Source organism: Wolbachia endosymbiont (group B) of Germaria angustata (genome assembly GCF_964026725.1).
In the GTDB taxonomy this organism is placed as follows: Bacteria; Pseudomonadota; Alphaproteobacteria; order Rickettsiales; family Anaplasmataceae; genus Wolbachia; species Wolbachia pipientis_C.
Map to the genome: position 1 here is coordinate 101,670 of NZ_OZ034691.1, position 14,762 is coordinate 116,431.

Sequence of the window (14,762 nt, forward strand, 5' to 3'; positions counted from 1 at the left end):
TGCAAATGCTTCTTACAACATATAAAATCAACTCTGTTTCTATATCGCAATAACATCATACTTTAATGGATTGGTTATTGATTTCAGTATTGTCAGCAATTTTTTTCTTATTGATTTTATCGTTTTTGTTCTCAGGAGCAGAAATAGGGTTAACCTCAATTAGCCGATCCCGAGTGAATAAACTAAAGCTAGAAGGTAACAAAAAAGCCAAGATAATAGAGCTTTTGTTAGGTAAAAAAGAATTAACAATAGGAACAATATTACTGTGTAATACAATTATTAACATTACTTGCTCTGCTTTATTTACAGTAATATTTATAAATTCTTTTGGGAGTGAGGGCATATTTCTTTCAACATTCATGATGACGTTTTGTATTTTGCTATTTTGTGAAGTTTTACCAAAAACTTACGCCATGCAAAATCCTGAAAAATTTACATTACTTTCTGCTTATTTTATGCTGTTTTTTGTCAAGATTCTTTCTCCATTGACATTAGGCATTCAGTTTATTGTCAATATCATTCTGAAGTTATGTGGGCTTCATAAGAATAGGGAGGTAATATCTGCAGCAGATGCAATGCGTAATATGATTACTCTTCACCGCAGTGAGGGCACTATGTTACAACAGGATTTAGATATGCTAAATAGTATACTTGATTTGGCTGAGACAGAAATATCACAAATTATGACCCACAGGAGAAACTTATTTTCTCTTGATATAGATCGAAACAAAGAAGAGTTAATAAGAGAGATTTTAACCAGTAGCCATAGCAGAGTACCTTTATGGCAAAAAGAACCAGATAATATTGTTGGAGTGGTTCACGTGAAAAATCTAATAAATGCCTTGCGTGAAAAGGATAATAAAATAGAGATTGCCAAAGTTATGTCAAAGCCTTGGTTTATACCAGAAAGTACTCCACTCAGTGTACAACTTCACAACTTCCGTAAAAACAGGAAACACCTTGCATTTGTTATTGATGAGTATGGAGCACTACAGGGAATCGTAACTCTTGAGGATATACTGGAAGAAATAGTTGGAGAAATTTCAGATGAACATGATTTGATCACAGAGAATTTTATAAAAAAGATATCCGATAATATGTATCACATAGAAGGAAAATCTACTATTAGGGATATTAATAGACAGTTACATTGGGATCTTCCTGATGAAGAAGCTACAACTCTAGCAGGTATGATTGTAAACGAGATAGAGCGCATTCCTGAAGAAAATGAGGAGTTTTCCATGTACGGTTTTTACTTTAAGATTTTAAAAAAAGATAAAAATATTATTACTATGATTGAAGTACAAGTAAAAACTGATAATACTGTAGTAGCAATTAATTAGTTGGGTTCTATGGAAGATACAGTAAAAATAACGGCTGAAGATTTGAAGAGCTATATAGAGAGAATCGAAAAACTTGAACAAGAAAAAAGGGATGTGCAAGATCACATTCGTGATGTATATGCAAAAGCTGCAGATGAAGGTTGGGATATAAAAGTGATGAAACAGATTATTAGGCTAAGAAAGATGGATGATGATGACAGGGAGGAACAGGAAATATTACTTGATACCTACAAACGTGCATTGGGAATGAATTACGAAGGTGAATAGTAGGATTGTAATTGGAATAAGTGGAGCATCTGGTTCTATTTACGGTGTACGGATTCTAGAGGCACTAAAAAATACCAATCATGAAACTCATTTAGTAATCAGCAGTGCTGGAAAAATAACTATAGCTCATGAGATTAAAGAAAAACTTGAAGATATTATATCGCTTGCAGATTTTTACTATTCTGAAGAAAAAATAGGAGAAAAAATAGCAAGCGGCTCATTTAAAACCTCAGGTATGGTTATTGCTCCATGTTCTATGAAAACAATGTCTGAAATAGCATCGGGGGTGACTTCCAATCTATTAACAAGGTCTGCAGATGTAACTCTAAAAGAAAGAAGAAAATTAGTTCTTATGGTGCGAGAATCTCCACTACATCTTGGACATCTCCGAAATATGTTAAAACTAACGGAGATGGGAGCAATTATTGCTCCGTCGATGCCTGCTTTTTATATTAAACCAAAATCTTTGGATGATATTGTAAATCATTCTGTTGGTAAAGCATTGAATTTATTTGATATCGCATTACCTGACTTCAAGGAGTGGCAAGGAAATGTCAATTATTATTAACGGTAAAAAAATAGCAAATGATCTCTGTGAGGAGCTATCAAAAAAAATTGATATTTTAAAGAAAGAGTATAATGTTTTTCCTTGTCTTAAAGTAATTCTTGTGGGTAGCAATCCAGCAAGTCAGGTCTACGTTCGTAATAAACAAAGAAAAGCAGAATTAATAGGCATAAGTTCTGAAACTATTGTTTTGCCTGATAGTATCTCAGAAGACGAATTGATTGAAAAAGTTAATACATTAAATGAAGATTCATCTGTGCATGGAATTTTAGTTCAGTTACCTTTACCAAAGCACATCAGTGCAAGCAGAATAATTAATACAGTAAGTGTTGAAAAAGATGTAGATGGCTTTCATGATGAAAATGTTGGCAGGTTAGTTAAAGGTGAAAAAAATTGTCTGATACCTTGTACTCCCAAAGGTTCTTTGCATTTAATTAAGTCAGTTGAAAATAATCTGTCCGGTAAAAATGCGGTAATCATTGGCAGATCAAATATTGTGGGTAAGCCAATGTTTCACCTATTGTTGCAAGAAAATTGCACTGTTACCATCTTGCATTCGCAAAGTAGGGATTTAGCTGATTATTGCTCTAAGGCGGATATAGTAGTTGCAGCAGTTGGAAAGCCAAATTTTGTTCAACCAGATTGGATAAAAAAAGGTGCAATAGTGATTGATGTTGGCATAAATAGCATTAACATAGGAAATCAAAGTAAGCTTGTGGGTGATGTTGACTTTGAGGGAGTAAAAGAAAAAGTCAAAGCTATTACTCCAGTGCCTGGTGGAGTTGGCCCGATGACAATAGCATTTCTTATTATAAACACTGTAGTTGCTGCTTGCTTACAGCGGGAAGTTGATCCTTCTGATTTTATTGCTTAAGGTTTAGCTTAATGTTAGCATAAACAGAATACCTTTACAAATAGCACATATATAGCACCGAGCATACAACTGTGTATAAGGATTCAAAGTGTTCATAGCTTAAAAATTATAACGTATACCTACTTCTATGATTGCATCTGGTTTTTTCATCGGTGGTTTAAAGCCACTTAATTGACCGCTTGCAGCAATAGCAACTGTGCCAATTATCTGCGGAATAATTTCACAATCAACACCTAACTTTACTTTATAGGCAATAGTACCCAGTATTTTATCTAGTGTTTCATTTTGACCTGCGGCTGCGGCTACAGTTGCAGCTGAATTTGGAGTGTTAACTGCATTTGTATCCTCACCAAGACCAAAAGATGGCAATATTCGAATATATCCACCCAGTCCTATACTAGCATATAATTTAATAGGATCAATTTCAAGATCAGGATAGTAAAGGTAATTTGCCAATAAACTAGCTCCTACTTTTCTTTTTGCTTTATCAGTTATATCACTTATGTCAGCAAGAACCTCAAGTTCAAACTTAGAATTTTTGTTATGATGATAACCAAAGACAACGTTAGGGTTCAATTTAAAGCTTTCACCCCATCGAGTCCCAAAGTTTAAACCTACATAACCTACATAGTAATGATCTTCGTATTGGTCTTCATATCGATCTTCGTATTGATCTTCACAATGATCTTTGTGTTGATCTTCATACTGATCTTCATACTGATCTTTGTACTGGTCTTCATACCGATCTTTGTACTGATCTTCTAACTCACTTGTACCATTATTAGCTGTACTTGCTAAAGCAATCAACACAGCGAACACTTTCATCGTTCTCATATAATTCATACACATTACTTCCTTAAAACAGACTGGAATAAGTGTTCAAACATGCTAGCAGCAAGTTTTGAGCATTGCTTATGGTTACACCTAACCATTAAACATGTACACAATGCCATCCAGCATTAAAAACTATAACGTACTCCTACTTCCAGCATCGCATCTGGTATTTGTTTTGCTTTTAAACCACTCAGTTGCCCGCCTACGGTTAAAGCAGCTGTACTAACTATCTGTGGAGCAACTTCATAATCAACACCAACCTTCAGTTTGTACGAAATAGCACCCAGTATTTTATCTAGTGTTTCACCTTTGCCAAGAGAAAAAGGCATTACTTGTAGATGTCCTCCTAAACCTCCACTGACATATAGTTTCACAGGATCAATGTCAACGTCAGGATAATAACGGTAATTTGCTAATAAACTAGCTCCCATTTTCTTGGTTTCCTTACCAAACATATCACTTACGTCAGTGAGAATCTCAAGTTCAAACTTAGAGCTTTTATCATAATTATAACCAAAAACTAAGCCAGGTTTTATTTTTAATCCAGTACCCCATCCACCACCAAAGTTTAAACCTGCGTAGTACTGCTCTTTTGCACTATTACTAGCTGCACCTGCTAGAGATGAAGTGAGCAACACAGCTAAAACACACAATCCTTTTATTTTCATATAACTACCCATACAAAAAAATATATAATGCACAAGTATATATCCTTTATATTAAAAAAGATATAACCTCATATCAAAAAAAGTATACCTACGAAATTAGCGACATGCTACTCAAAATTTTTATATAACTATGTTTACTATCTTATTTGGTACAGCATATATAGTGCGAATTTTGCTTTGATCGATTTTGTTAGATACAGAATCTGTTGCTATTTTCTTCAATTTTTCTTGAGGTAAATCAGTTGCCACTTCAATGGTCGCACGTAACTTTCCATTGATCTGCACTGCTACAGTCACCATATTATCAATTAGTAGTGATTCATCAGCTTTTGGCCAAGGCTTTAGATATAGCATACCTTCGCCTCCTATTTCTTGCCATAAATTTTCAGCCAGGTGTGGCATGAATGGCTCAATTACTCTGATTAGTATGCATATACCTTCATCAATAAGAGATTTTCCAGTTTTTACGTCTATTTCAGCTATTAAATTTGTCATTTCACGAAACTTTGCTACCACACAGTTTAATCTGCAGTTTTCCAAGTCATCTGTAAGTCCTTGCAATAGTTTATGGATTTTTTTTCTGTACTCTAGGAGTTTACCTACAATGTTTTCATTATCATAGTGTATGTTTACGGGCCTAAGTTGCACTATCATACGCCACAATTTATTTATGTAGCGAAAACAACCTTCCACTCCATCATCAGACCATTCCATATCTTTTTCCGGAGGAGTGTCAGATAATACAAACAAACGAGCAGTATCAGCACCGTATTTTTCTATGATAAAGTTTGGGTCAACTGTGTTCTTTTTCGACTTGCTCATCTTTTCGACTTTTCCAACTTGGATCTTAGTACCCTTCGCAATCAACTCTTTTGCTTCTTCGGGAAAGAGCCATTTGCCATTCTCATCTTTATAAGTTACATGACAGACCATTCCTTGAGTGATTAAAGTAGAGAAAGGCTCTTTAATGTCAAAATAGCCACATTTAGTTAAAGCACGGCAGAAAAACCTTGAGTAAAGCAAATGTAGAATTGCATGTTCTATTCCACCTATGTAATAATCAACAGGCATAAAACGATTACAAGTATCTTTATTAATCGATTTATTTTCACTGCAAAATGCAGCAAAATACCAAGAAGATTCAAAAAAAGTGTCAAATGTATCAGTTTCACGTTCTGCTTGCTTTCCGCACTTTGGACAATCAACAAATTTCCAGGTTGGGTGCTTGTTCAGGGGATTACCACCACTTGTAAATTCTACATCCGTTGGTAGAACAACAGGGAGGTCTTTTTCTGGAACTGGAACAATTCCACAATCTTTACAATATATAACAGGTATAGGACATCCCCAATAACGTTGCCTTGAAATTCCCCAATCATGCAAACGGTAGTTTACTGTTTTTTTGCTTATTCCTTTTTCTTCAAGCTTTTTAATGATTACTTCCTTTGCCTCATTAATCATTAGTCCGTTTAAGAATTCAGAATTGAACATCACTCCATCACCGAAGTACGGTTCTTTTAAGATCTCTTTGGTCTCTTCACAAACTACAGGAATAATCGGTAAACCATACTTCTGTGCAAATTCAAAATCACGCTGATCATGTGCAGGGCAACCAAAAATCGCACCTTCTCCATACTCCATCAACACAAAATTCGCTATATAAATTGGTAATTCCTTGTCGAGAAATGGGTGCCTGACGTTCAGTCCAGTGTAAATTCCAATTTTTTCATCATTCTCCCCCTTTGCCTTCACACTGTCGATAAAGCCTTGTATGTCTTCGTCCTTAAGGTCTTGTACAATAGGGTGCTCTGCTGCTACTGCAAGAAAAGAAGCTCCAAATAAAGTATGAGGAGAAGTTGTAAAAATCTTTAATTTCTTATTCAGGCCAACTATTTCAAAATCTATAGTTGCCCCTTCAGATTTTCCTATCCAGCGCTCTTGCATAGTTTTGACTTTTTCTGGCCAATTTTTTAAACTTTGCAAACAATGAAGCAAATCTTCAGCAAAATCAGTAATCTTTAAAAACCACTGAGATAACTTACGTTTTTCAACAACTGCACCTGATCGCCATCCTTTTCCATCAACCACTTGCTCATTTGCAAGCACTGTTTGGTCCACTGGATCCCAATTAACCCACGACTCTTTTCGATAGGTAAGACCATGCTTTAAAAAATCCAGAAAAAATTTCTGTTCGTGTTTGTAATAATCAGGCTCACATGTGGAGAGCTCACGATCCCAATTGTATGAAAGACCTATAGATTTTAGCTGCGCGCGCATATTATCTATATTATCTTGTGTCCATGCTGCAGGGTTAATGTTATTGTCCCTTGCTGCATTTTCAGCTGGTAATCCAAACGCATCCCAGCCAATTGGGTGCAAAACCTCAAATCCACGAGCTCTCTTGTAACGTGCTATAACATCTCCTATTGCATAGTTACGCAGGTGCCCCATATGAATCTTACCAGATGGATATGGAAACATTTCCAACACGTAACATTTCTTCTTTTTACTATCTTTGCTTACAGAAAAATCCCACTTATTTTGGTAGAATTTTTCAACGGTTTTAAAATCATATTTCATAAATTCAATCACAGTTTATATGTACTAAAGGATCGACTGCTTGACCATTATGCCTTATTGTGAAACACATCTGCGGATCTTTATCTTGTGTGCTTGATTTACCTGCAGATCCAATTACTTGACCTTGTTTTACTTTATCACCAATTTCAACTTGTATGTTTTTTAAGTAGGAGTACATAGTCATGTAATTATCTTTATGTTCCACTATAATTAAATTTCCGTACCACCTCAGGCCTTTGCCTACGTATATTACTTTGCCAGGTGCAGAAGCAATAACCTTTGTTCCACTTTGAGCAGTAATTTTTATGCCATCTTGACATATTTTATCAGAAGAGATAACTGCACCTTTAACCGGTATTACAAATTTACACATGCTTTGTGCATTATTGTTATATACCTTATCTACGAAGGCTTTTCTACTTTCTTTTTGCAGCGAAGAATCAACATTTTCTTTAATTAAATGATACTCCCTTGTGTACTCTAGGTCTCTTTTTCCATAAAATTCTTCGCCTTTAAGTAGTACAGGTGCAGGTTTTTGCAGGCCACAGCTTATCAGTATTGCTGATAATATAAAGAACAAGGCTATACGACACATAAACTTATCTCTAGATAGATCAACTTTCACAAAACTTTATAGTATTTTTCGTCTATTTATTACTTTCTTCATTTATTTTATCAGTCAAATAGTCTCTTAAATCGGTAAGTTCTTGCAACAAATTTCTTGAATAATGATCAATTCTTACATCGTTACCAAATTCCTTTTGTACTCCTTTTATTGTATATCCTTTATCATATAGCATATATTTTATTTTCTTTATTGCCTCTATACACTTATGATCATATAGTCTTCTTCCCTTCCGTTTTATGGGTTTAATTTGATGGAATTGACTTTCCCAGAATCTTAAAACATGCTGCTCCAAATGTAGTTCTTCAGCTACTTCTCCAATTGTGTAAAATAATTTTTCCTTATTCATCGGTTATTTATTAATTTCTTCATCACTTTTGAAGGTCTAAAAGAAATTGATTTTCTCGCTTGAATTACTACCCTTTCCAATGTCTTTGGTATATTTCCTGGTCTTTCTTTCTTGTTTTTAACCAAAAATGTTCCAAATGAAGATATTTTTACTATCCCATCCTTTGCTAAGCTCGTTTTTATCTCATCCAATATATCATCTATTATTGCAATAGAGTCTTCTTTCGATAATCCAATTTCCTGGTTTATACATTCAGCTATTGTTGCCTTAGTTACTGTTGTGTCTTTTGTTGTCATAATTTATTATAGTATGTTAATATAATATAACAGTCGACTCAAGATTCAGCTACTTTATTTTTATAGTATGTTTCTTTTGTAGCATAATTAAAAATACTAGCAAATGTTAACATTGCAAATATTGTGAAAAGCGCCATTTGATGATCTGAAAAAAGTGCTAAAATTGACACTAAAATTCCACTCATAACAAACATAAATCCATTGATAATGGATGATGATGTGCTAATATACTTCTGCTCAACAATCTCACTGCCAACAGTAAAATTAAGCATATGTCCGCCTGCAAAAAAACCAAACATTAACATACAAAAGTATATAATATGAACTGTTAAATTGCCGTATGGTAAAATAATAACTGAAATACCTTGCAATATGGCAAAAGCAGAGATTACGTGCCTTCTATTTTTAAATAGATTTGAGATTAAATCTGCAATTGGAGCACCAACTGCAAGACCAAGCCACAATATTGCAGTTGCCACACCTAACTCCATTGTATTTAGTTCTAAGTTGCTTAGTAACCTTGGTGCCCACAGCATATTAAGCGCTAAAAATGTTCCAAAAGTAATAGCACCTACTACTGAAGTTATCCAGATATCTCTTAATTTTAGCACCGTTAGTATAGAACATATTACTGTTTTTATAGAGCTTGTTATTGTGCATTTTTCCAAACTTTTTTTTGAAAGTCCTTTCGGATAAAAAAACATAAGTACAAATATCGATACGCCAAATAATATTACGTATACAATCAAATTCTTCCAATCCATACCTTCAGCAAGGAAGCTAGAGAACAACATTTGAATCATCAAAGCGGAAAGACTTGAAATTGTCTGCACTAGTGAGAACATCAGTCCAAATTGGGTAATGGGAAAATATGTGCTACTTATATGAGCAGCTCCAACAAAACCAAATGATGCTCCAATTGCAATCAAGAATTGAGATAAAATTAGATGGACAAAACTGTCACTACTAATAAGGATAAAAAACCCAAAGATCATAATCGATAATGAGAGAAAATAAATTTTTTTGCTGGAAAAAACATTAAACATTGCCCCACTAAAAAATTGTGAGATAGCAAAAGTCCAAGTATATGCTGAATTAGCCAGTGCAACTTGCGCAATCGTGATCCCAAGTTCTTTTTCAAGATCCACACTTATAAAGGTGTAGATTATTTGCATATTGCTGAATAGAACAATTAAGTTGCTGATCAGCCAAATGAACCAAGCTCTACTTTCCATAAGATTTTATAAGTAATCCATTAATAACAAGCCTCTTTTAGGTTCTGATTAATGTTAAAACAGTTGCAATTATAGATTATATAAAAGCTATGAAACAACAAATTTGTTGTGAGATTTTAATTGTTAGAATCTGTATATGATCTCAAAAAAAGAATAGATTTTTGCTTTTTATCCCCTGTTATAAAGGAGTATAAAGCGTACGGTGAAAGGCCTGGGTAAAGATGATATAATTCCAACAAGAGAGATACCCTTCAGATCATCTTCCATTGAATGTAATGGTTGATGTCACAGTTGAACAGCACAAGCAAAGACAATTAGAGTTATAAAATCTTGTTTAATACACATTAAAGAGGACCTATTTTTTGCCACTCAGAACCTGTCTTGAAAGGGAAAAAAAAAGAATAAAGCAAGAAATAGGAGGGTAACAAGTGATATAAGTGACAAGGCCAAATGTTGCACAAGTAGCAATAGGGAGAGCAAAAACATAACAATTATTAATGCGATAAAATATGTAATGAGTAGTAGTTGCTGGTGCTAACCTTTAATATAGTTATGCAAGAGGCCTAATTTAAAATATTAAATAGCTAACGTAAAAAATTGCTTCCATATATTTTAAATCTGATTATAATCGCAGTGAGAGATATTTTAAGAGCTCAAAATCTATCTTTGTCTGCAGACTGTTTAGTCAAATTTTTAATCAAAAAGCGTAGCGTATCTTCTTTAGTGCATATCTGTTGTATGTGCGCTGCACTTTTTTCTAATCTTTTTTACACAGGGGGATTTTATATCCAGAATTCCAGATACTTGATCTTTACTTTAGCTAAAAAACAATAGGCGCCTATAGTTTAACGCTAATTAAAATAAAAATTTTTCTAATATATAGAAGAATTACAAAATCACTGTTTACTGAAAACGGGCCAAGAAAGCTGCTAATGTCACAGAATTTTAGGTAAACGTTGTTTGCTTAACGTATGAGTGTGCTCTCCTTACTTCAAGAACTCTTTAATATTTAACCACTTAAGTCCTTTCAAGATATGTTCTTAGATAATAGTTTTTCAAATCTTTGGTAAATCAAAGTCAGCTTAACTATTAATTATTTATCTTTTTTCTAGTTATGTAACGGGTCTGTTATTAAATTTTTCAATAATACCTTTTATTTTTGCCGCCTCTTCAAACTCTAAATTTTCAGCATGCTTCAACATTTGCTTTTTCAAACTATTTAGATCATTCTTACTAAAATTCTCAACTACCACTTTTTCCTGTAAAGTATTTGATATAGGCTTTATTATAGTTTTTGGTACAATATTATTCAGTGTATTATGCTCTGTCTGTTTCTTTCTTCTCCTTTCAGTTTCTTTCAGTGCACGATCCATAGAATTAGTAATTTTGTCTGCATATAAAATTACTCTGCCTTCAACATTGCGTGCAGCACGGCCTATCGTTTGAATGAGCGAAGTCTCTGATCGTAAAAAACCTTCTTTGTCAGCATCTAAAATTGCAACCAGCCCACATTCGGGAATATCAAGACCTTCCCGCAATAAGTTAACGCCAACAAGAACATCTATTTCTTTAGATCTTAATTTGCATATAATTTCAATTCTTTCCAGTGCACCAATATCTGAATGTAGGTAAGTTACTTTCATACTGAGCTCACTCATATGCTCAGCTAGCTTTTCAGCCATTTTTTTTGTCAATGTGGTAATTAGAATACAAAATCCTTTTTTTATTGTTACTTGCGCCTCGTGAATCACATCATCAACCTGACTCTCTGTTGGTTTTATGGTGCAGATGGGATCTGTCAGTCCTGTTGGGCGGATAACTTGCTCTATGAATGCGTGGTTAGTCTTTTCTAACTCATATTTTCCTGGAGTAGCCGAAACGTAAATAGTCTGGGGCCGTATTGCCTCCCACTCTTCCAATTTTAATGGACGGTTATCAAAAGCAGAAGGTAGCCTAAAACCATAATCTATCAATTTCTTTTTACGTGCTTCATTACCGCTATACATTGCACCTATCTGGGGAACGGTTACATGGCTTTCATCAACAAATAAAATTACATCTTTAGGTAAATACTCAAACAATGTAGGCGGTGGATCTCCGGCTTTCATTCCATAAAGATAACGCGAATAATTTTCAATACCTTTACACACTCCCGTTGCCATCATCATTTCAATATCAAAATTAGTACGCTGCTCAAGGCGTTTTGCTTCAACAATTTTGTTCTGTGAATAGTAATAATCCAGGCGTTCATGTAGTTCTTTTTTAATCAATTGAACTGCTTGCAAAAGAGTCTCACGTGATGTAGTGTAATAGCTATTTGGAAAAATGGTGACTTTATCTATGCGTCTGATAATATTGCCATTCATGGCATCAATCTCAGAAATTTCTTCTATTTCATCACCAAACAATGATAAACGCCAAGCTTTATTTTCATAATAGGCAGGAAATATATCAATAATATCGCCGCGCACTCTGAAATATCCTCGCTCAAATCTGACATCAGAACGTTTATATTGGAGATTAGCTAAATTATTCAGAAAGTCATTAACATGAATCTTATCTCCAGCACTTAAAGTCAAGGTCATGCTGAGATAGCTCTCAGGCGAACCAAGACCATATATACAAGAAACACTCGCAACTACAATCGTGTCCCTACGCTCCAAAAGAGAGCATATAGCAGAATAGCGTAGCATATCAATTCTTTCATTTATTAAAGAGTCTTTTTCAATATAAGTGTCTGTTTGTGGCGAATAAGCCTCAGGCTGATAATAATCATAATAAGAAATGAAGTATCCAACAGCATTGTGGGGGGAAAATCCTCTCATCTCCTCGTAAAGCTGTGCCGCTAAAGTTTTATTATGCGCCATAATTAACGCAGGCCTGTTTGTTCTTGCAATAACATTTGCCATAGTAAAAGTTTTTCCAGAGCCAGTTACTCCAAGTAAAACCTGATCTCTTTTTTTGTTATTTAGTCCTTCAACTAAACTATCTATTGCTTGTGGTTGATCCCCAGCTGGCTGAAAATTTGTAACTATTTGAAATGCCATAATCCCTATACTTTCATAATATATTTATCATTACATAATACACATGATATTATGAGTAAGGTATAAAAACGAGCGTAAATGAAGTTCTATTTTCCTTTTTTATAGAGTTGGCTCCAAACTCTATTGTTAGTGAGAACAAAAAACACCGTCAAAATTATAAAATATGTCACTATTTTTAGCCCAAGTTTATGTCGGCGCTCCAGTTCTGGCTCTGCTGCCCATTGTAAGAAATTTACCACATCATATGCCATATTTTCAACTGTGGCTTGCCTTGTACCATCATATTCTACCATTCCTTCAGAGAGTGGTGGTGCCATAGCTAACCTGCCTGTTGAAAAATATGGATTAAAATATAAACCGTTCTCATCATGTTCACCGTTTTGATAACCAATTAGTAGTGAATAGATATAATTTGCACCATCATGTCTTGCTTTGACAATTAATGATAAGTCCGGTGGAATTGCTCCATTGTTGCTTGCTGCAGCTGCTTCTTTTGTATCAAAAGGTGCAATAAAATAATCCGAAGACACTCCCGGCCTATCAAACATTTCACCCAAATCATTCGGACCATCTTTAACTTGGTAAGAGGCTGCAATTTGTTTTACATCCTCTTCAGAAAAACCAACATCTTGCAAATTACGAAACGCTATTCTATTCATTGAATGGCAAGCAGCACAGACTTCCTTGTATACTTTATAGCCACGCTGAATTGACTCTCTATCGAAAGATCCAGTAATTCCATCAAAACTCCAGTCGATTTTCTTATTTGGTAAAGGTTTAAACTCCTCTGCAGATAGAGAATTAGCGAAAAATAATACACAAAACACAGCAACTTTAACCAACAGCATCACTTCATCTCCGGAACGGAATCGCTTATTGTTTTTGGTAATTTTTTTGGTTTCTCATATTTACTAAGTAAAGGTAAAACTATCACAAAATATGAAAAATAATAAAGAGTTGAGAGTCTACTTAAAGTAATGTAAGGCTCTTTAACTTCCTGCCCCCCAAGCCAAGCAAGAAATGCAAAATTTATTGCAAAAACCCAAAAAAATTTCTTAAATAATGGGCGATAAGCACCACTTTTAACTTTTGATTTATCAAGCCAAGGCAAAAGAAACCAAACTAAAATAGATCCAAACATGGTAAGTACACCAATGAGCTTATTTGGAATTGAGCGCAACATCGCATAAAAAGGTAGGAAATACCACTCTGGTACTATGTGTACTGGAGTTACCATAGGATCAGCTTCTATATAATTATCAGGATGCCCAAGATAATTAGGGGCATAAAAAACAAATCCAAACAAAATTATAAAAAATAAACCAAAAGTTATGCAGTCCTTTGCTATATAATAAGGATAAAAAGGAATAGTGTCCTTACCTGACCTTACTTCTATTCCACTTGGGTTATTAGAGCCAAATCTATGCAGAGCAACAACATGCAACATAGCTAAAGCAATAATAATGAAAGGAAGAAGATAATGAAGTGCAAAAAAACGATTGAGCGTTGGGTTATCAACGGAAAAACCACCCCACAACCATATAACTATTTTATTGCCAATTAAAGGTATGGCTGAAAATAAGTTAGTTATAACTGTTGCACCCCAAAAGCTCATTTGTCCCCATGGAAGAACATATCCCATAAAGGCAGTTGCCATCATTGCAAAAAATATAAATATGCCAATAAACCACACCATTTCTCGCGGTCTCTTATAAGATCCGTAATATAATCCACGCATGATATGAACATAGACCACCATAAAGAAGAGTGACGCCCCAACAGCATGAGTATAACGTATCAGCCATCCATAACTTACGTCACGCATTATACGCTCCACACTATTAAATGCATGATCAACATGCGGAGTGTAGTGCATGGCAAGAAATATACCTGTTATTATCTGCAAAATTAGTGCTATACCAGCCAAAGAACCAAAATTCCAAGCATAATTTAAATTTTTTGGTACTTGATAAGAAGCAGTATGTTTTAGAAAAGAAAATATAGGCAGTCTATACTCTATCCAACCTAATATACCTTTTTCTTCTGTTATTTCTTTCTTGCTATCATCTTCCATAACTT

The 14,762-nt window shown here is 34.5% G+C and carries 14 protein-coding genes; 4 read left to right on the forward strand and 10 right to left on the reverse strand.

Going from position 1 to position 14,762, the window contains the following annotated elements; translation table 11 throughout:
* The first annotated feature begins 65 nt into the window (after positions 1–65).
* Genes AAGD63_RS00485 through folD form a run of 4 tightly spaced genes read left to right on the forward strand, consistent with a single transcriptional unit; the run spans position 66 to position 3,049 of the window.
* Positions 66–1,343, forward strand: a complete 1,278-nt coding sequence (locus AAGD63_RS00485) for an HlyC/CorC family transporter (RefSeq protein WP_006014632.1) — start codon at positions 66–68, stop codon at positions 1,341–1,343.
* A gap of 9 nt (positions 1,344–1,352) precedes the next feature.
* Positions 1,353–1,610: a DUF2312 domain-containing protein gene (locus AAGD63_RS00490; protein ID WP_006014634.1), complete on the forward strand. Its 258-nt coding sequence runs from the start codon at positions 1,353–1,355 to the stop codon at positions 1,608–1,610.
* Positions 1,603–2,178, forward strand: a complete 576-nt coding sequence (locus AAGD63_RS00495) for a UbiX family flavin prenyltransferase (protein WP_341813447.1) — start codon at positions 1,603–1,605, stop codon at positions 2,176–2,178. The genes AAGD63_RS00490 and AAGD63_RS00495 overlap by 8 nt, the downstream gene beginning before the upstream one ends.
* On the forward strand, positions 2,162–3,049 hold the full coding sequence (gene folD, locus AAGD63_RS00500; RefSeq protein ID WP_341813448.1) for a bifunctional methylenetetrahydrofolate dehydrogenase/methenyltetrahydrofolate cyclohydrolase FolD: 888 nt from the start codon (positions 2,162–2,164) through the stop codon (positions 3,047–3,049). Before AAGD63_RS00495 ends, folD begins: the two co-directional genes overlap by 17 nt.
* 99 nt (positions 3,050–3,148) lie before the next feature.
* Here the strand turns inward: folD and AAGD63_RS00505 are convergent, their stop codons facing one another.
* The 10 genes from AAGD63_RS00505 to AAGD63_RS00550 all read right to left on the reverse strand — a co-directional run bounded on the left by AAGD63_RS00505 (position 3,149) and on the right by AAGD63_RS00550 (position 14,757).
* On the reverse strand, positions 3,149–3,898 hold the full coding sequence (locus AAGD63_RS00505; protein ID WP_341813449.1) for a cell envelope biogenesis protein OmpA: 750 nt from the start codon (positions 3,896–3,898) through the stop codon (positions 3,149–3,151).
* A gap of 110 nt (positions 3,899–4,008) precedes the next feature.
* Positions 4,009–4,563: a hypothetical protein gene (locus AAGD63_RS00510; protein ID WP_341813450.1), complete on the reverse strand. Its 555-nt coding sequence runs from the start codon at positions 4,561–4,563 to the stop codon at positions 4,009–4,011.
* Between the two features lie 108 nt (positions 4,564–4,671).
* Entirely contained in the window at positions 4,672–7,131 is a 2,460-nt protein-coding gene (gene leuS / locus AAGD63_RS00515) for a leucine--tRNA ligase (protein ID WP_341813451.1), read from the reverse strand.
* Positions 7,132–7,135: 4 nt separating this feature from the next.
* On the reverse strand, positions 7,136–7,726 hold the full coding sequence (locus AAGD63_RS00520) for a murein hydrolase activator EnvC family protein (protein WP_264336359.1): 591 nt from the start codon (positions 7,724–7,726) through the stop codon (positions 7,136–7,138).
* 52 nt (positions 7,727–7,778) lie between these two features.
* A complete protein-coding gene (locus tag AAGD63_RS00525; protein ID WP_010402982.1) occupies positions 7,779–8,105 on the reverse strand; it encodes a MerR family transcriptional regulator in 327 nt (108 codons plus the stop codon).
* The gene (locus AAGD63_RS00530; RefSeq protein WP_341813452.1) at positions 8,102–8,401 is read right to left on the reverse strand and encodes an integration host factor subunit alpha; all 300 of its coding nucleotides are present in this window, start codon (positions 8,399–8,401) and stop codon (positions 8,102–8,104) included. Before AAGD63_RS00530 ends, AAGD63_RS00525 begins: the two co-directional genes overlap by 4 nt.
* Positions 8,402–8,439: 38 nt before the next feature.
* Positions 8,440–9,636, reverse strand: coding sequence for an MFS transporter (locus AAGD63_RS00535; protein WP_341813453.1), 1,197 nt, complete (start codon positions 9,634–9,636; stop codon positions 8,440–8,442).
* A gap of 1,112 nt (positions 9,637–10,748) precedes the next feature.
* Positions 10,749–12,683: an excinuclease ABC subunit UvrB gene (uvrB, locus tag AAGD63_RS00540; RefSeq protein WP_341813454.1), complete on the reverse strand. Its 1,935-nt coding sequence runs from the start codon at positions 12,681–12,683 to the stop codon at positions 10,749–10,751.
* 86 nt (positions 12,684–12,769) lie between these two features.
* Entirely contained in the window at positions 12,770–13,531 is a 762-nt protein-coding gene (locus tag AAGD63_RS00545; protein WP_341813455.1) for a cytochrome c1, read from the reverse strand.
* Positions 13,531–14,757 (reverse strand): cytochrome b, encoded by a 1,227-nt coding sequence (locus AAGD63_RS00550; RefSeq protein WP_211907500.1) that lies wholly within the window; start codon positions 14,755–14,757, stop codon positions 13,531–13,533. The genes AAGD63_RS00545 and AAGD63_RS00550 overlap by 1 nt, the downstream gene beginning before the upstream one ends.
* Positions 14,758–14,762 lie beyond the last annotated feature (5 nt).